General features: G+C 69.2%; 19 protein-coding genes and 1 riboswitch. Of the genes, 12 read left to right on the top strand and 7 right to left on the bottom strand.

All coding sequences use genetic code 11. From position 1 onward, the window contains the following. Positions 1 to 28: 28 nt before the first annotated feature. On the top strand, positions 29 to 946 hold the full coding sequence (locus DEJ46_RS06235; RefSeq protein WP_150264556.1) for a F510_1955 family glycosylhydrolase: 918 nt from the start codon (positions 29 to 31) through the stop codon (positions 944 to 946). 98 nt (positions 947 to 1044) lie between these two features. On the opposite strand, the gene DEJ46_RS06240 is transcribed toward DEJ46_RS06235, so the two are convergent. Beyond that, positions 1045 to 2331 carry an aminotransferase class V-fold PLP-dependent enzyme gene (locus DEJ46_RS06240; protein WP_150264557.1) on the bottom strand — a complete coding sequence of 429 codons (1287 nt, stop codon included), beginning with the start codon at positions 2329 to 2331 and terminating at the stop codon, positions 1045 to 1047. A gap of 303 nt (positions 2332 to 2634) precedes the next feature. Here DEJ46_RS06240 and DEJ46_RS06245 point away from each other — a divergent pair, with 303 nt between their 5' ends. After that, positions 2635 to 2916 carry a hypothetical protein gene (locus DEJ46_RS06245; protein ID WP_150264558.1) on the top strand — a complete coding sequence of 94 codons (282 nt, stop codon included), beginning with the start codon at positions 2635 to 2637 and terminating at the stop codon, positions 2914 to 2916. A 157-nt stretch (positions 2917 to 3073) separates the two neighbouring features. On the opposite strand, the gene DEJ46_RS06250 is transcribed toward DEJ46_RS06245, so the two are convergent. Then, positions 3074 to 3934, bottom strand: a complete 861-nt coding sequence (locus tag DEJ46_RS06250; RefSeq protein WP_150264559.1) for a class I SAM-dependent methyltransferase — start codon at positions 3932 to 3934, stop codon at positions 3074 to 3076. Between the two features lie 83 nt (positions 3935 to 4017). Here DEJ46_RS06250 and DEJ46_RS06255 point away from each other — a divergent pair, with 83 nt between their 5' ends. Together DEJ46_RS06255 and DEJ46_RS06260 are read left to right on the top strand one after the other, a co-directional pair. Then, positions 4018 to 4605, top strand: coding sequence for a TetR family transcriptional regulator (locus DEJ46_RS06255; RefSeq protein ID WP_150264560.1), 588 nt, complete (start codon positions 4018 to 4020; stop codon positions 4603 to 4605). Positions 4606 to 4856: 251 nt separating this feature from the next. Then, entirely contained in the window at positions 4857 to 5636 is a 780-nt protein-coding gene (locus DEJ46_RS06260) for an SGNH/GDSL hydrolase family protein (RefSeq protein ID WP_150264561.1), read from the top strand. A gap of 187 nt (positions 5637 to 5823) precedes the next feature. Here DEJ46_RS06260 and DEJ46_RS06265 read toward each other — a convergent pair whose 3' ends face one another. Then, positions 5824 to 6363 carry a histidine phosphatase family protein gene (locus DEJ46_RS06265; protein ID WP_317852167.1) on the bottom strand — a complete coding sequence of 180 codons (540 nt, stop codon included), beginning with the start codon at positions 6361 to 6363 and terminating at the stop codon, positions 5824 to 5826. Between the two features lie 309 nt (positions 6364 to 6672). Between DEJ46_RS06265 and DEJ46_RS06270 the strand changes: the two genes are divergently transcribed. Next, the gene (locus tag DEJ46_RS06270) at positions 6673 to 7713 is read left to right on the top strand and encodes a C40 family peptidase (RefSeq protein WP_150264563.1); all 1041 of its coding nucleotides are present in this window, start codon (positions 6673 to 6675) and stop codon (positions 7711 to 7713) included. Between the two features lie 59 nt (positions 7714 to 7772). Here the strand turns inward: DEJ46_RS06270 and DEJ46_RS06275 are convergent, their stop codons facing one another. Both DEJ46_RS06275 and DEJ46_RS06280 read right to left on the bottom strand, forming a co-directional pair. After that, complete coding sequence (locus DEJ46_RS06275; RefSeq protein WP_150264564.1) at positions 7773 to 8537, bottom strand: CbtA family protein; 765 nt, start codon at positions 8535 to 8537, stop codon at positions 7773 to 7775. A gap of 18 nt (positions 8538 to 8555) precedes the next feature. Continuing rightward, a complete protein-coding gene (locus DEJ46_RS06280) occupies positions 8556 to 8768 on the bottom strand; it encodes a CbtB domain-containing protein (RefSeq protein ID WP_150264565.1) in 213 nt (70 codons plus the stop codon). A gap of 37 nt (positions 8769 to 8805) precedes the next feature. Beyond that, positions 8806 to 8989: riboswitch (cobalamin riboswitch) on the bottom strand. 906 nt (positions 8990 to 9895) lie between these two features. Here DEJ46_RS06280 and DEJ46_RS06285 point away from each other — a divergent pair. From DEJ46_RS06285 to DEJ46_RS06300, 4 genes are all read left to right on the top strand, one after another. Next, on the top strand, positions 9896 to 10261 hold the full coding sequence (locus DEJ46_RS06285) for a hypothetical protein (RefSeq protein ID WP_150264566.1): 366 nt from the start codon (positions 9896 to 9898) through the stop codon (positions 10259 to 10261). An 80-nt stretch (positions 10262 to 10341) separates the two neighbouring features. Further along, positions 10342 to 11472 (top strand): PLP-dependent cysteine synthase family protein, encoded by a 1131-nt coding sequence (locus tag DEJ46_RS06290; protein WP_150264567.1) that lies wholly within the window; start codon positions 10342 to 10344, stop codon positions 11470 to 11472. After that, entirely contained in the window at positions 11472 to 12767 is a 1296-nt protein-coding gene (locus DEJ46_RS06295; protein WP_150264568.1) for an MDR family MFS transporter, read from the top strand. The genes DEJ46_RS06290 and DEJ46_RS06295 overlap by 1 nt, the downstream gene beginning before the upstream one ends. A 113-nt stretch (positions 12768 to 12880) precedes the next feature. Continuing rightward, on the top strand, positions 12881 to 14071 hold the full coding sequence (locus DEJ46_RS06300) for a DUF1015 domain-containing protein (RefSeq protein ID WP_223834539.1): 1191 nt from the start codon (positions 12881 to 12883) through the stop codon (positions 14069 to 14071). A 64-nt stretch (positions 14072 to 14135) separates the two neighbouring features. Here the strand turns inward: DEJ46_RS06300 and DEJ46_RS06305 are convergent, their stop codons facing one another. Further along, positions 14136 to 14774, bottom strand: a complete 639-nt coding sequence (locus DEJ46_RS06305; RefSeq protein WP_150264570.1) for a DUF305 domain-containing protein — start codon at positions 14772 to 14774, stop codon at positions 14136 to 14138. A 94-nt stretch (positions 14775 to 14868) separates the two neighbouring features. Beyond that, positions 14869 to 15282: a DUF6153 family protein gene (locus tag DEJ46_RS06310; protein WP_150264571.1), complete on the bottom strand. Its 414-nt coding sequence runs from the start codon at positions 15280 to 15282 to the stop codon at positions 14869 to 14871. Between the two features lie 99 nt (positions 15283 to 15381). Here DEJ46_RS06310 and DEJ46_RS06315 point away from each other — a divergent pair, with 99 nt between their 5' ends. The 3 genes from DEJ46_RS06315 (at position 15382) to DEJ46_RS06325 (ending at position 17247) form a co-directional block, all read left to right on the top strand. Beyond that, on the top strand, positions 15382 to 15750 hold the full coding sequence (locus DEJ46_RS06315) for a BlaI/MecI/CopY family transcriptional regulator (protein WP_150264572.1): 369 nt from the start codon (positions 15382 to 15384) through the stop codon (positions 15748 to 15750). Between the two features lie 35 nt (positions 15751 to 15785). After that, complete coding sequence (locus DEJ46_RS06320; protein WP_317852168.1) at positions 15786 to 16658, top strand: M56 family metallopeptidase; 873 nt, start codon at positions 15786 to 15788, stop codon at positions 16656 to 16658. A 172-nt stretch (positions 16659 to 16830) separates the two neighbouring features. After that, entirely contained in the window at positions 16831 to 17247 is a 417-nt protein-coding gene (locus DEJ46_RS06325) for a hypothetical protein (protein ID WP_150264574.1), read from the top strand. The last annotated feature ends 149 nt before the right edge of the window (positions 17248 to 17396 follow it).

Here is a 17396-nt window from a genome sequence, read left to right on the forward strand (position 1 = left end):
TACGACCGACACACGAGGTAAATCACGCATGCCTGCCTTCACGAACCCGTTCCGCCGACCCCGTACCCGCGCACTCTCCGCCGTAGGCTCCGCCGCTGCGGGTGCGCTCCTCCTTGCCGCCTGTGGTGACGGGACCACCTCCGAAGGCGCTGCTGCCGGGAGTGACGGCGCCAAGCCGACCCCGGCCCTGCACAGTCACATTCACGGACTGGGGGTCGACCCGGAAGACGGCAAGCTGTACGTGGCCACCCACGAGGGAATCTTCACTCCGGATGACGCAGGAAGCCCGCAGTTGGTCGGGAACAACAAGGACGACTTCATGGGCTTCACCGTGGCCGGCGCCAAGACCTTCCTGGCCAGCGGCCACCCGGCCCCCGACAGCGACCAGCCGGCCGACCACGGGTTGATCAAGAGCACCGATGCCGGAAAGTCGTGGAAGAGTGCCTCGCTCAAGGGCGAGGCGGACTTCCACAGCCTGGACCACGCAAAGGGCGTCATCTACGGGTACGACAGCACACGCGGCCTGCTGCGCGTGAGCAAGGACGGCACGAGCTGGCAAAACCGTGCCCAGTTGCAGGCTCTTGATTTCGCGGTCAATCCAGCGGACCCGAGCCAGGTCGTCGCCACCACGGCGGAAGGCGTTGCACGCAGCACGGACGGAGGTGCAACCTTCGGCCCCGGTGAGGGGGCTGGCATGGAGTACTTGTCCTGGGGATCGCCGAGCGCGTTGTTCGGCGTCGACTTCACCGGCGCTCTGAGCATCAGTTCGGACGGTGGCGCCACCTGGAAGAAGGCGGCTACCGTGCCCGGAGGACAACCCCAGGCCCTGACCGCCGTCGATGAGCGGCACGTCCTCGCGGCTAGCCAGGACGGGATCTACGAGTCCCAGGACGCGGGGAGGACCTTCACCAAGCGCCTCTCTGTGGCAAGCGGCGATCACCACTGACACACGGCGATGCATCGGGCGGCCCGGCGGTCATCGGCGGGCCGAACCTGAACCCTGCTGAACGCCCCAATGACGGCCGGGGAAGCCCAGAACGGCTTTCAGCGGGTGAGATCAGCCAGGTTGTTGAGTGCGGTGTCGATCTCTGCTGGGGTGTTGATGACGGCGGTGCCGATGCGCGTGTAGTTCAAGGTGGACAGCCGCACGCGGGCGGCGGCGGCGTGGTCGACGACCTGCTGATGGGTGTATCCGGCCACGCTGAAACAGGTGATGCCCGCTGACAGGTCCGGGTCGGCAGGAGTGTGCACAGTGACCCCGCGGATGCGGCTCAGTCCTTGTTTCGCCCGGGTCGACAGCTGTGTGATGCGGGCGGCAACCCGAGCTCGGCCCAGCTGCTCATGCAGCGCCACTGCCACGGGCAGGGCGAAGGCATGCTCGAACGCCAGAAACCCGCCGGGCGACAGAGGCGCTGCTCCCCCGCCGCTGATGAAGCTCACGAACGTGGGCCGCAGCTGCTCGAGTACGTCCGGCGCCACCCAGACCAGCCCCGTCCCCCTTGGGCCGAAAAGCCATTTGTGCGTTCCTGCGACCACCACGTCCGCACCCAGGCCGGCGGCATCCTCGTCGACTGCCGCCAGCCCGTGCACGCCGTCGACGACCAGCAGGCATCGGTCGGCAGGACTGCGTCCTTCATTGGCCCGTCGCACCACCTCGGCCACCGCACGCACCGGCATCCGCAGCCCCGTACTGGACTGCACCCAGGTGATCCCCACGACTCTGGTATTCCGGCGGATCGCCTCGCCGACCGCCGCTGCGATGCCTTCCGCCGTCGCGGTGGCCGGATCCGCGAACCACGAGACCAGCCGCACCGTATTGCCGTGCCTTTCGGCGGCCAGTCGGGCGGCGGTGCGATGGGAGTTATGGTCGAGCTCCGTCAACAGGAACTCATGTCCCGGACGGGTCACGACGCCGTTGTAGACGACACCCAGCCCGATACTCGTGCTCGCCGTCATCGCGATGTCCTCGGCCCGGCCTCCCAGATAGGTCGCGAGCGACTGGCGAACACGGGGCCATCCAGTCGGACCGTCGGGCAACGCCAACCCCGTGGGTACCGACAGAGGATTGGCGTCGACCTGTGCACTCAGATGATCCACCGCATCACGTACGACCTTCGGATGCGAGGCCAGGTAGAACAACGCGAGGTTCGCCCATCCCGGCTCCAGACGAAACTGCGCCCGCAAGGCGTCCCAGTTCACGCCCCCATCGGGCGTAGTGACCGGCAGATCCTGTGGTGTGGGCACCCTTGCCACGCCGGAGCCGGGCACGAGGGCGACTGCCGCCACTCCCGCAGATCTCGCCAGCAGATCACGCCGATTCGTCATCGACATCCAGCACCCCTTCACACCGCGACCGGCGAAGCGGTGGCGGAACAGCTGTCGGTGCCCTTCTGGTGACGAGGCTACGCGAGGTGGCCGCGGGTGCCGACGAGTCCATCACCCAAACGGCCTCTGGCAGTGGAGCGATGTCAAGTCAGTCAGACATCCCTTCTTCCGGCGGGTGGTGTCCCAGACGGGGGTCATGGGCCCGCAGGATGGAGACCGACTCATCACCAGAGCCGCGACCGGGGTGCTCAACCGGCTGGAGAAGGCCGGCCGCGTCCGTCGCAGGAACGACGCCGTACGCAGGTCGCCATGGACAAGTCGGCGAAGGCGCACGTCCTCGAGATCTACCGCCCCTTCTACGAGCGCATCACCGCCTCTTCGCCGACTGCCCCCGACGGCATGGCTGGCACGGCTGGCATGACCGACGCCTACCGCCGCCCCTGGCGTCATCGCGCCATCGCGTGTAAACGCAATCCGATTCCCTTGGCCGGCCCCGCGTGTCCGGGGCAGGATTCTTCTCGCGGCTTGGGACCCAACGGCACGGGAAACAAGCTCCAACAGCTAGGACCGGGCGATGCCCTTGCCACGTAGGAAACGACGAGCGGTGCCTCCCCCCGCCCGCCCGACGTACCTACGCTGCTCGCCCGGTCCTACAGCCCGTCGAACTCGTACCGCGTACAGGGGGATCTTCGACTCCGACGTCGCCCGAGTCGTGTCCGGCGACCCCTCAGGGACGCCGGATCCTCGATCAGGCCCCGGACGGCGTTGCGGCCTGTCGACGCGCGGTCACCAGCCATGCCGTACTCCGAAGCGCCACCCGGCCCTCTGTTTCGTGGAGTCGCAGCACGTCTTGCAGCGCGCTCCGGGCCTGGGCCTGTACGTCGGCGTCCACCTGGTCGAGCAGATGGCGGCCGGGGCCGGAATCCAGGAGAAACGCCGCAGCGTCCTCGGCGTGCTCGCCCCAGTGCCCGTACGCCGTCACGTGCTCGATGCGGATGTCCGCGAAGCCGGCGGCGGAGAGAATCCCGGTGATGCGGTCGGGATCGGACAGCGAGAACATGCCCGCGCCCGGCGTGCCGAAATCTCCGACCGGGAGGATGCCGCGCAGTGACGTCATAGCCGTGATCCACTCGTTCCCCTCCGGCTCGGCCGGGCAGACGAACGCGAGGCGTCCGTGCGGCCGAAGCGCGCGACCGAGGTTGGCGAAAGCCGCGGCGGGGTCGGCGAAGAACATCACGCCGTACCGGCTGATGGCCGCGTCGAACGTATCCGGGGAAAGGGGGTGCACCTGCGCGTCGCCCTGTAGGAATTCGGCGTTGGCCACAGCCTCGTCGCGGGCGGTGGCCCGGGCGCGGTCGAGCATCGGCCCGGAGAGGTCCAGGCCCACAGCCCGCCCGGCCGGGGCAAGGCGGGCGGCGAGGCGGGTCGTCCGGCCGGCTCCGCAGCCGATGTCGAGTACCTGGGCGTTGTGGGCGAGGCCGGCGGCATCGAGCAGCAGCTTGTTGAAGCCGTCGTTCACGGCGTCCCAGCGGTCCTGATAGGCGGCCCAGTGGCTGCCTTCCGGGCCGTTCCACGCCTGCGCCTGCCCGGTGTTGACGATGTGTTCCATGCGGCACCTCACTAGTATGGGCGAGTGCCCAAACAGTATGGGCGAGCGCCCATACTGGCAATCCACTTCCGGAAAGAGGCGGTATGTCACCACGCGGTGTAGCGATTCCCGACATACGTGAGCGGCTGTTCGCGGCGGCGGAAAGAGTGGTGACCCGAGACGGGCCAGGGGCGCTCACGAGCAGGGCGGTCACGAACGAGGCCGGAGTCGCGAAGGGGGCCCTGCATGCCCATTTCGCGGGCCTGGACGAGTTCATCGGCGAGCTCGTCCTGGACCGCTTCGCGAGTACGGCACGCCAGGCCGACCAGCTGACGTCGCTGGTTGGCCAGGACACGGTGAAGGCCAACCTCGTCACAGTCACAGCCGCGCTTCTGGCTTCGGTGAATCCGGCCATGGTCACCCTCGCCATGACCCGCCCGGCAGCCGCACGGCACACGCGTCGGGGGCTGGAGGCAGGGGCGCCCGCCTTCTCGGCAATCCAGGACTCCATGGCCGGCTACCTCGACGCCGAGAGCCGGCTGGGCAGGATCCCGGCCGGTACCGACACCGCGACCACAGCTCTCGCCCTGGTCGGGACTGTGCACCACCTACTGATGACCAGCGGCCCGGACGGGCAACCCGAACCCCGACAAACCGTCGAGCGCCTGGTCACCCTCCTCATTGCCACCTAGCCCGTCGCCGCGCCCACACAGAACCCGGCATCGGCACGCTCGCGGGAGGTAGCGGTCACCTGTTGGGCAGCTACCGGCTGACACATGACACACTGCGGACCAATTATTTGACCCAACCAAAAGTTGGCGCCAAGCTCGCGGTGATGAGGTGACACGGTGGGCGTTCCCGCCCTGCTCGGCCCCAGCATCCGTGCTCCTCACCCACGCATCCACTGCTTCTGGAGCCGGGGCCTACGGGGAGGCGAGGCAAGATGTCGGAGAAGCGGAGCATGCCTGGTTGTGCTTCCATCGGCTCGTTCGTAGCCCTCGGAGACAGTTTCACGGAGGGGTTGGGCGATGAGACCTCTGATGGTGCGTGCGTGGGGTGGGCCGATCGACTCGCCGATCTGATGGCCCGCCGATCCTCAGTGCCATTCCGCTACGCCAATCTCGCCGTTCGGGGCCGAGTCATCGACGAGATCATCGAGGAGCAAGTGCCGCGGGTAGCGGAACTGGCCCCGGACCTGGTGAGTTTCTGCGCCGGCGGCAACGACATTTTACGGTTGGGGAGTTCCGTCGACCACATTGCGGACCGGTTCGAGGAGGCGATCACCGCGCTCAGCGCCAGCGCGAACACCGTGCTGGTCTTCACGGGGTTCGATCCGCGGGACACACCCGTACTACGCCGGCTGCGTGGACGGATCGCCACCTACACAGCTCACATCCACGCCATAGCGGATCGGCACGACTGCGCGGTCGTAGATCTGTGGTCCTTGAAGTCCATCCAGCATCCGAGCGCCTGGAGCGAGGACCGGCTGCATCTGTCGTCCGAGGGACACCGGCAGGTCGCACTGCGAGCCGCTGAGGTTCTCGGACTGGGGCCGGCACACAACGCGCGCACGTCGGACGTACCGCAGCCCCCCGTACGTCAGCAGTTCCAAGACCTCCGGTGGGCCAAGGAGCACTTCCTGCCCTGGCTCGGCCAGCACCTGCTCGGCAGGGCCGCGGATGAGGCCCTGGAACCAAAGCGTCCTGAGCTGCTGCCCTTGTAACAGAACCACCAAGTAGCGTCGCCGACAGCTGAAGTCGCCCATCAGCTGCCGGGCGTGCGATGGATCCACCCGTCTCCATGAGAGCAGTCCGGTCGCAAGAACCTCGGGGGGCAGGGTGGCACGCCGCCTCGGGACCGCTGACCGCACGCGGACGGTTCTGGGAACGCACGCCTACTCGGAAGGAAGTTCACCTGCTGCCATCGCCGCTTGCGGCTGAGGCGGCACCCATCCGCAGGTTCCAGCGCCCGTCACGGCCCGTGAGCTGAACAACGGCCAGAGGCGGAACGTCGATGCGCCAGAACGACTGCTGCGGTGCGCCCAGTGCGGACACGACCGCCGCGCGCACAACTGCCGGTTCGACCACGGCCAGTACACGCCCGGCATCGTCCGGCAGGCCGCCCATCCATGTGGCGATCCGGTGGCAGACCTGCGCCACCGATTCGCCGCCGTGCGGTGCGGCGTCCGGATCCGACATCCACGCGGCGAGCCCGGCACCGTCCTCGGCCGCGACCTCGGCGAGCGTCCGGCCGAGCCAGTTGCCCGTGTCGACGTCGCGAAGAGCAGGTTCGACGGTGACCACGTCCCACCCCAGAACCTCGAAGGTCTGAGCGCAGCGGTGCGAGGGCGCCGAGTACAGCAGGGAGGCCGTGGCTGTGGGCAGAGAACGGGCAGCTGCCTGCGCCTGCCGCAGCGCCCGTTCGTCGAGGCGCACGTCGCCGAATCGCACGTCGCGTTCTACTGGGGCCGCAGCGCACAACAGCGTGAGCCGGACGGACAAAAGGGTTCCCTCCCTATGCACAGAAGTCCGGTCATCGTAAGGCGCCTGCCATGTGAGGGCTTTCGCGCCCGATGCCGGCGCGCCTGTGGCGACCTTCTCCCCTCGCCACAAGCACCCTCGTTGAGTCTAAGCATCTAAGGAGCTTAGTATTCGCGGAGTCTTCGCACAGCCGGTCGCCCATCCGGGGTGGCGGCGGAGGCGCCGCCGCCCCATCTGTACGCCCAGCTTGCCGGCGGTCGAGGAAGAAGGAGCTCCGCAGTGGCCTCCCACCGCCGCCCGAAGCAGTCCAGTCCGCGCTACACCGGCGTCCTGACCGCCACCGCCGCGGCGGCCGTGGCTCTGTCCACCCAGGCGGCTTCGGCCGACCCACTGCCCGACCCCACCAAGAAGGGCGTCAAGGCGCAGGTGGACCGCCTCTACGAGCAGGCGACCCAGGCCACCGAGAAGTACAACGGAGCCAAGGAAAAGGCCGACGCTCTCAAGGAGCAGGTGGAGACCCTCCAGGACACGGCGGCCCGCAAGCAGGGTGAGCTGAACGAACTCCGCGACAGGATCGGCACGGTGGCTGCCGGCCAGTACCGTTCGGGCGGCCTCGACCCGGCCCTTCAGCTCTTCCTCTCCGAGGATCCCGACACGTACCTGGAGAAGGCGACCGCGCTGGATCGGGCCGGCGACCGGCAGACAGCCGTACTGCAGCAGTTCCTCTCCGAGCAGCGGGCCCTCCAGCAGCAGCGCGGGGAAGCGTCCGCGAAGTTGCGCGACCTCGGCTCCGTACAGAAGGAACTGGGGAAGCGGAAGACTGAGATCCAGGCCAAGCTGCGCGAGGCCCAGCGCCTGCTCAACACCCTCTCGGCGAAGGAGCGGGCCCGGATCGCGGAAGCGGAGGACCGGGCCAACCGTGCGAGCGCACGGGTCGACCTCGGTAACGAGGCGAGCGCCTCGGGGCGCACCGCCGCGGCCTTCGCCGCCGCCAAGAGCCGGGTCGGCATGCCGTACGTCTGGGGCGCGAGCGGCCCGACCTCGTTCGACTGCTCCGGCCTCACCTCGTGGGCGTTCCGTCAGGCCGGCGTGACGATACCCCGCACCTCCCAGGCACAGGCCGGCGTCGGGACGCGTATCAACTCCCTCAGCGCTCTGAAGCCCGGCGACCTGATCATCATGCGCAGCGACCTCAGTCACGTCGGCTTCTACGCGGGGAACGGCCAGATCCTCCACGCACCCAAGCCCGGCGCTCAGGTGCGGTACGAGTCGATCGCCCGCAGCGGCATGCCCTTCATGTGGGGTGTACGCATCGGCTGACGCATACAGCAGAGGGGGCGCCGGTCCGAGACCGGCGCCCCCTCTCGCGTGGACGGGCGTCAGGACGAGGGCGCGACCGCCCCCGGCTCCATGGCCCCGATCCGCTCTCCGGACTCGCGCGGCTGCAGCAGCCGCTCGGCCAGGATGCCGAAGACGAGACCGAATCCGGCCCACAGCGTGGCCTGGATGGCGATCGCGGAGACGCGGAACTGCCAGACGACCGAAGCCGGGAAGTCCTTCGGCATCTCGTTGACTGCCGGCAGGAAGGCGTAGGCGAGTCCGACGGCGAGGACGAAGAACACCCCTGCCGCGACCGACGCGTTCCAGCTGCCCAGACGAGGCGCGAGCCGCTTGCCGACGATCACGGCGGAGACGGCGAGCAGCACGCTGAGCACCACCATGAGCAGGTACAGGGTGGTGCGCTGGCTGATCGTCGCCGGATCGCTGACCGCCGGCGGATTGGCGGGGTACTTGAGGAACGGCACCACGGAGAACGCGAGCAGGCCGCCGAGGGACAGCAGCGCCGCGGTGGCGCGGGGTCCGAATGCGCCGATCCGGCCCAGGGCGAAGCAGTACGCCAGCGCCGCGATTCCGCCGAGGCCGACGCCGTAGACGAGGATCCCGGTCGCGAGACCCGTGGTGGACTGGGCCGCACGGCTGACCAGTTCCGCCCCCTCCTCATGACTGTGCGCCGCCTCGTAGGCGATGCCGGCCTCGGTCGGCGGCTCACCGAGGAAGTAGGCGACGACCAGGGCGAGGAGGCCGGCCAGGAGACCGGCCACCATGCCGCGGGCAAGGAGCTTTCCGACAGTTGCGGAGTTCATGATGTTCGCAGCCCCGTCTCAGTGGCAGGGGAAGCCGAGCAGGTGACGGCCGTCGTGCACCCACTCATGGACACCTTCGCCGGCGAAGATGGCGGTGGCGCCCTGCTCGGCACCGACGAAGAAGAGCGCGAGCAGCATCAGTGCCCCGAAGAAGACAGCCCAGGGCAGAATCGACTTGACGGGCAGTACGGCGGGGGCGGCGGCGCTCGGCTGAACAGCGGCCTGGGCCATGGCAGGACCTCCAGTGGGAACTCGCGTCCCGGTCGGATGGAGCTCGTACGACGAGGGCGAGTCTGACTTGCCCAGCCGCGCCGCTCAGGAGATGAGCGGCTGCCGCCAAGCACACAGTGGCGCGACCGTGCCGGATTCCCACCGGCTTCCGCCACCCGTCGATTGACTTGTCCCGGTCAAGGTAGCCGAAGCCCCCCCGAACCCACAACCAAGCTTCTAAAAGACCTAGAAGGATCGATTAAGGTTCACCATGGCCGATCCGCACACCCCCGGGATGGCCTCAGCGGCGCGAGAGGTACGCCAGCCGCCGTATTGGCGCGGGGCGCAGCGCCGACCCGACGCACACCGATCCACGCACCGAACGTTGCCTGGGGTGACGCCGACCTCGCCACGGGCGGCATGGTTGAGTCGTAAATTTATTTCTTAGTTGCTTAGTAGAGATCCTGACCGACCCCTCCAAATCAGACAATCGATCGAGCGCCTACACGACTTATTCACGCCACGTTTCGGATGGAATTCCGAACCACCCCGAAGAGATGGTTAAGATAACGGCGTGATTACAGCCCGGCCACGCTCGCGTGCGCCGCACTCCCGCTCTTCAGCGGGGCTGCGACGTCTACTCGGCCTGGCCGCGCTCCTGTTCGGCCTGATGACCGGGCACGGAGTGGACGTGGACGGGGCCGCGATAGTCGCGTCGCCCGCGATGACCAGTGCTTCCCACACTATTGAGGGAAGCCCCGGCGAGCACGGTCCGGCGCACCCGGCACACGAATGCACGCCAAGGCCGCCGGAGGGAACACCGGCTCCCAATACGCCGTGTTCCTCGCGACAGCCCGATGCGCCTTGCTCTGCCGGGCCCTGTATCCGGACCAACAGCCATGCGGTCGAGGCGCACACAACACCGTCGACCGCCCCGAGAGCCTCGACAGTCCTTCAGGTGTAGAACCCCCCGCCGCCCACTCCCTGCTGCCCCCGCGCCCCGGGCGGCGAACCGGGCCGCGCGTTTTGCCCCCATGCCCCTGATCTCTCGCGGGTACCGCTCCCTCCTGTCACAACGGGACCGAGACGGTACGGCCCTGCCCGGAGGAACTGTGTCCCGCCATCCCAACACGCCGTTAATCGCCTCCGTGATCGGCGCTCTGCTGCTGTCGGCATTCCTCTGCTTCACACCTCTCGGCGAAGCCGGGCACCACCACTCCGTAGACAGCGGCGCCGTCACCACCACGGCGCTCAGCCTCGATGCCGAGCGGACGGAAGACCGGCCCCCGCAGCCCCGGCACCACAACCACGGCGTCGACTGTTCTTCGCCGGGCCTCGCATCCCACACCCACCTCGCGACGCCGACCGCGCCCGACGTCATCGCGCTCGCCACGTCCTTCGGCGACATCCCGACCGCGCCGCCCATCCAGGTCCGCAACCCGCCCGGCAACCGAGCGCCGATAGCCCGATCAGGCCGCTCGACGCAGATCCGCGTCTGCCGGTGGCGCATCTAGACCGTTCGGCTCCGGCCGCGCACAACGCGGCCGTCTCCCGAACGAGTACTTGACGCGCACCACCGAAATGAGAGCGGAACATGCACTCCTCGACCACCGACGTCACACCCCCCACCCGCTCCGCCCTGTCCGGGCTGGTAGGCAACACCCCTCTCCTCCATGTCTCGGAGCCGCTCGCCCCGGTGGGCCGCGGCTTCTGGGCCAAGTTGGAGGGCTTCAACCCCGGCGGCATCAAGGACCGCCCGGGTCTCCACATGGTCGAGCGGGCCCGCGCCCGTGGCGACCTTCGCCCCGGCGCACGGATCATCGAGTCCACCAGCGGTACGCTCGGACTCGGCCTCGCCCTCGCCGGCATGGTCTACGGACACCCCGTCACCCTGGTCACCGACCCGGGCCTGGAGATGTCCATGACGCGACTGCTGTCCGCGTACGGAGCCCAGGTCAACGTGGTCTCCGAGCCGCACCCCACCGGCGGGTGGCAGCAGGCCCGCCGGGACCGGGTCACCCAGCTCCTCGCTCAGCACCCCGGCTCCTGGTGCCCGGACCAGTACAACAACCCGGACAACACCACCGCGTACACCCCGCTCGCCCTCGAACTCGCCACCGAACTCGGCCACATCGACGTCCTGGTGTGCAGCGTGGGCACCGGCGGACACTCGGCCGGGGTGTCCCGCGTACTGCGCCAGCTCTACCCGGACCTGACCCTGGTCGGCGTCGACACCATCGGCTCCACGATCTTCGGCCAGCCGGCCCGCACCCGGCTCATGCGCGGACTCGGATCGAGCATCTATCCGCGCAACGTCGCGTACGAGCAGTTCAGCGAGGTGCACTGGGTGGCACCGAGTGAGGCGGTGTGGAGCTGCCGCCAGCTCGCCACCTCTCACTACGCGACCGGCGGTTGGAGCGTCGGCGCCGTCGCCCTGGTCGCGGGATGGCTCTCCCGCGCTCTGCCCAAGGAGACCCGGATCGCCGCGATCTTCCCTGACGGACCGCAGCGCTACCTCGGCACCGTGTACGACGACGACTACTGCGCCGCCCACGGCCTCCTCGACGGTCCGCCCGCGCCCGAGCCCGACGTCATCGGCCGCCTCGACGAGAAGGAGGTCACCCGCTGGACCCGCTGCACCACCGTCGTCGACCCCCTCAAGCTCACCGATGAGGACCCGGCCGCCGACGCCGAGCTCACGGACGCCGCGGAGGAGCGGGCCTGATGAAGGGCACTCTCTCCCAGTTCCGTTCGTACGAACGCAGCGTTCGGCTGTTGATGGTGAACCAGTTCACCATCAACCTCGGCTTCTACATGCTCATGCCGTACCTCGCCGCCCACCTGGCCGGTCCCCTCGGGCTCGCCGGCTGGCTGGTCGGACTCATCCTCGGTGTCCGCAACTTCAGCCAGCAGGGCATGTTCCTGGTCGGCGGCACGCTCGCGGACCGGCTCGGCTACAAGCCGATGATCATCGCCGGTCTCGTCCTGCGCACCGTCGGCTTCGCGACCCTGGGCCTGGTGGACTCCGTGCCCGCGCTGATCGCAGCCTCCGCGGCGACCGGCCTGGCCGGCGCGCTGTTCAACCCGGCCACCCGCGCCTACCTCGCCGCCGATTCGGGTGAGCGCAGAGTGGAGGCGTTCGCCCTGTTCAACGTCTTCTACCAGGCAGGCATCCTGCTCGGGCCGCTCGTGGGCATGGTGCTGACCGGGGTCGACTTCCGCATCACGTGCCTGGTCGCGGCGGGCACCTTCGCCGTCCTGAGCGTGGTGCAGATCCGCGCCCTCCCAGCTCGCCGGGCCAGGGAGACCAAGGAGAAGGAGGGGCAGAGCGTGCTCGCCGAGTGGCGCGGCATCCTCGCCAACCGCCCGTTCCTGCTCTTCTCCGTGGCCATGATCGGCTCGTACGTCATGTCCTTCCAGGTCTACCTGGCCCTGCCCCTGGAAGTCCGGCGCCTCGGCGGAGAAGGCCAGTTCGGCACGGCGGCCGTCGCCGTCCTGTTCGCGGTGTCGGGTTTGAGCACGATCCTCTTCCAGACGAAGGTGACGGCCTGGTGCAAGGCCCGCATGGAGCCGGGACGCGCCCTCACCTGGGGACTGCTCACCATGGGTGTGGCGTTCGTGCCTCTCCTCGCCGCCACTGCCGTTCCCGTACCGAGCGGAGGCATCGGGCTGTGGCTGCTGGCCGCCGTACCGCCGACGCTCGCGGCGCTGCTCCTGGCCGTGGGCACGATGATCGCCTACCCGTTCGAGATGGACACCATCGTCCGTCTCTCCGGCAACCGCCTCGTGGCCACGCACTACGGCCTCTACAACACCATCTGCGGAGTCGGCATCACCGTCGGCAACCTCCTGACCGGAGCCGCGCTCGACGCCGCCCGCGAGGCCGGGCTCTCCGCACTGCCCTGGCTTGCGCTGACCGCGCTCGGCCTAGCGTGCACCGCCGCCCTGTACGGCCTGCACCGCACCGGCCGCCTCGCCGAGCCTCCGGCCGAGGCCCGCCCGGAGCCTGTGACCGTCTGACCTGACACGCGCGGCAAGGGGCGGGCGCCCACAAGGCGCCCGCCCCCTACCGCCGTGCCCACATTCGGGAGTGAACCTTGACGACCGTCCCGTCGCGGAAGGCACGTAACACCGTGCGGCTCCTTCCGTTCCGCGCCGTCCGATACGACTCGTCGCGGGCCGGCCAGCTGTCCGCCGTGCTCAGTCCCCCGCACGACGACATGAGTCCCGCCCACGCCCGGGTCCAACGCGCCCGGCCCCACCACATAGCCCGACTGCTGTACGCCACCGATCCGCAGGACGCCGCTGGTCAGCTCGAACGCTGGCTGAACCGCGGAATCCTGCGCCGCGACCCCGAGCCCTCCCTCTATGTCTACGAGCAACGACTCGGTCCTCGCCTCCTCCAACGCGGCCTGATCGGCGAGCTCACCGTCGCCGGCCCCCACGCCGGTCCCGTCATCCCCCACGAGGACGTACAGGAACACGTCGTACGGCAGCGCGCCGCCCACATGTCCGGTCTGCGGGCCCAGTTGGAGCCGCTGCTGCTCGCCCACCGCTCCATCGGGGGGACCGGCCGCCGTCTGGCGGAGTGGGTCGCCGAACATCCTCGCATCGCCGCCGCCCAGCTGGGTGGCGTCACGCACTACCTATGGCGATGCACCGACCTCGCCGATCAGGACCTCCTCACCTCGGGCCTCGGTGGAACCCGGGTCCCGCTCCTCGCCGACGGCCACCATCGCCTCGCAGCCGCCCGACGGCTCAGCCGCGGGCGCGACGGCCTCCCCTGGCGGCGCAGCCTGGCGCTGCTCGTCGACTCGGCCACCGCCCCTCTGCGGCTCAGGGCGATCCACCGGGTCCTGCCGGGCCTGGACGCGGAGAAGGCCGCGCGAGCGGCATCGGGCGTCGCACGCGTCAGGCTGATTCCGAACGGGCCACGGCTCCCCCGGCCCGACGAGCTGGTGCTCGTCGGAGAAGGACGCGCCTGGAGCGTGACGGAGCCGCAGGCAACGGCCCTGTCCGAAGCACTGGCCGGACTGCCGACCGAGTGGCACGAGCAGCCTGCAGCCGTCACCGATCGTGTCCTCATCGCGAGCTGCTGGTCCATAACCGACCTCCCCGGCTCAGTCGTCCACATGCATGACGCCGACCGAGCCGTCGCAGCCGTGACCTCCCAGGGCACGGGCACCGCCGTGCTCCTGCCTACTCCGACCGAGGACGGGATACGAGATCTCGCCGAGCAGGGCATTCTGCTGCCCCGCAAGTCCACCTCGTTCGGCCCGAAACCCGCCGCCGGGCTTGTGATGCGGGTTCTACCGAGCACGTAGGCACAGAAGCGGGGCACGGCCGGTTCATACCCGCCGTGCCCCGCACCCGCGGACCGGGCTTCGGTCAGCTCGTGCCGAGCATCTTGTTCATCTGCTCGATCTCGGCCATCTGGGCCTTGATCACGTCATCGGCCAGCTTGAGGGCGGGGCCGTACCTGCCCTCCGCCTTCTCCTTCTTGGCCATCTCGATGGCGCCCTCGTGATGCTTGATCATCATCTCGGCGAACATCTTGTCGAACTCGGCGCCCTTGGCCTTCATGAGCGCGTCCATGTCCTCCTTGCTCATCATGCCGGGCATGCCGTTCGCCATGTCGTGGCCCTGGCCGGACATGTCGGCGGGGACCTCCTCACCCCACGACGTCAGCCAGCCGGACATGGTCTTGATCTCGGGGTCCTGGGCGCCCTTGATCTTCGCGGCCAGCTCCTTCGTCTCCGCGGACGAGGCCCGCGTCGGCGCCAGGTCGGCCATCTCCACGGCCTGGCGGTGGTGCTGGATCATCTCCTTGGCGAAGGAGACGTCCGCCGCGTTGTGGTCACCGGTCTGCGCCGGTGCGCTCGTGGCGGGCGCGGAGGACTCGGTTCCCATGGAACCCATGTCGTGGCCGTTGGAGCCGTTGCCGCCACAGGCGGCGAGCACCAGGGCGGCGGCGCCGGTGGCGGCGACGAGGGCGGTACGACGGATCAGCTTGCGGTGCGTGTTCATGCGTCACTCCTGCGTTTGCTCTGGAAGGTAAGCCGGTGGCGCCCGCCATGCCCGTCGGACGGGCCACATGGGGGTACGGCGCCGCAGGCGCTTCCTAGATCCGCAGGAGTTGGAGTTCGGACAGGGAGGGTGGGGCACGCCCGCCCTCGGCAGTGGCTGTCTGCGTACCGACGAGCCCGTCGGCGGTCACTACCGGGCCGATGAGGCTCGGCTCAAGCGCGGGGAGAACGACGGCGCCTGCTACGCCGGCCGAGGCACATGTCGGATCGGCGTGCTCGCCACTCCCGCCGTGTCCTGAGCAATCGTGATCGCAGTGTCCCTCGCGATCGGCGTCGACGGCCGTCGACGTGACAGCGGTGACGGAAGCCGGGGCGCCACTCGCCTGCGCCGTCATAGGACCAGGCCCCATGGCGTGCATGCCCAGCAGCCCGACGAGCACGACCAACACGAGAAGCCCCTTGAGGCGCAGCGCCTGCTGCGCCTCAAGGGGCTTCTCGAGCGTGGTCATGAGCCCATCCTAGGCACCGCAAGGCCGTCGAGCGCGGAACCCCACGTCAACGCCCGTCTACTATGAAGCCGAGTGCGGATCATCGGAGAGGAACGGGCCATGCGCCGGCTGGGGGAACTCGAAGCGGAGATCATGGACCGCTTCTGGAGATGGAACCGCCCCGCCACCGTGCGTGAGGTCGTCGACGACATCAATCTGCACCGAGACGCCGCCTACACGACCGTGACCACGGTCACGACCATCCTCTTTCACAAGGGCCACCTCACACGGGCCAAAAACGGCCGGATCTGGCTGTACAAGGCCGTCGAATCACGCGAGGCGTATTCAGCCGCGCTCATGGAGGACGGCCTGGAAGTCAGCGAGGATCGGCCCGCCGCTCTCGCGCGGTTCGTGGAGAACCTCGACGACGACCAGATCGCGGCGCTCCGGAAAGCCCTGCGGGATGTCGGACGGCGGACGAAGCAGTGAACGCGGCCCCTGCCCTTCTGGGGTACGCGGCTGTCGTGGGCGTCGCTGCCCCACGCCTGATGGTGCGGAGCGCCTGGCCCCACCGGGCACCGGCCCTCGGAGCAGCCATATGGCTCGCGCTCATGGTGTCGTTCACGCTCGCGACCGCGCTCGCCGCCTCCCAGCTGGCCGCGCCCACCGAGCATCTGCACGCCGGACTCGTAGGGCTCCTCCACGCTTGCGGCCTCGGTACGGCGACCCCTGTGGTGCCCAACCCGACCATCGCCGACCGACTGGCCCTGGCGATGCCCCTTGCCGTCGTCACCGCGGTCGTCGGCGCCTTTCTCTTTCGCCTGGCCCGAGCAGGGCTGACGCGCGCTCGGCACCGTGACCGGCTCGACAAGGTGGGGGTGCGCTCCGACCGTCTGCGGGCCACCGTTCTGACGCACGGCACCCCCGCGGCGTACTGCCTACCGGGGCTCCGCTCCCGCATCGTCGTAAGCGACGCCGCCGTTCGACTGCTCACGGAAGAGCAGCTCGACGCCGTCCTCGAGCACGAGCGGGCGCACGTCGTCGGCCGCCACCACCTCCTGATCGCGGCCGCGGAGGCGTTCGCCACCGTCTTCCCCTGGTTGCCACTCGCACGCCGGGCACGGGAGGAGATGGCCGTGCTACTGGAGATGCTCGCGGACGACCGCGCTCTGCGGAGCCACTCGCACGAGGTCCTGGCGACCGCGATGTACGAGATGGCCGCCGGCCAGGCCCCGAAGGGTGCGTTCGGCGCAGGCGGCTCGGCGGCCCTCCTCCGCATGAAGCGCATCCTCGGTCCGCGCCGGACCCCTCACCCGGCGCTCTGGGGTTCGGTGGCCTCCGTCGCCCTGACCGTCCCGCTGCTTCCGTTGCTGGTCGCCTGCCCGCCCGGCGTCTGACCGTTCACTCACGGCTCCCACCTGCCGTCGTGGCGGGGCAGGCGCGGCGCCGGCTCCGCTGACTTCTCTTGCGGGCCGACGTCGCTGCCATGCTTCTCCGCCCGGACGTCGCTCCCGGGCGCATGGCGCACCCCGTACCGAGCACGTAACCCAGGCTGGTTATGATCGCGCCGTGGTCACGGAACTCAAGGCGGCGAGGAAGCCCCGCACCCCCTCCTTGGTTCCCTCGTGGTCGCGTCTGCTGTGGCTCGGAGCGCTGCTCTTCGGGCTCCTGTACACGCACGGTCTCCACGGCGACAGCAGCGCGGGACACACCGCACCGGGAAGCGTCGCCGCGGCCCCCACCTCTCACGCCCATCAGCAGCAGCCGGCGTCCGGCTACGAACACGACGGCGGCGAGGACTCAGCGCACGCCGTACAGGACTGCGCGACCGGACAGCCCACCACAGGTGTCGACATCATTCCGCCTGCCGTGTCGATCCTCGATACGGAGCACGCTCTCACCGGCGACGCACGCACCGGTGCCAGTGCCGCCGCTGCGCGGCCCATGGCCGCTCTCTGTCCGTCATCGGTCGTACTGCGCATCTAGTAGGCACCCGAGGCTACGCGCCGCACCTTGCGTCGCTGCGTCCCTCACCCAGCGGTCGCTGGGCTGTCCCCACTTCATGCCCGGAGCGCCGTCCCGCCGACAGGCCACGCTCCGGACCCACTTCTCCCTTACACGTTTCGAGGCCGCCC

This window comes from Streptomyces venezuelae, assembly GCF_008642375.1.
Lineage (GTDB): Bacteria > Actinomycetota > Actinomycetes > Streptomycetales > Streptomycetaceae > Streptomyces > Streptomyces venezuelae_G.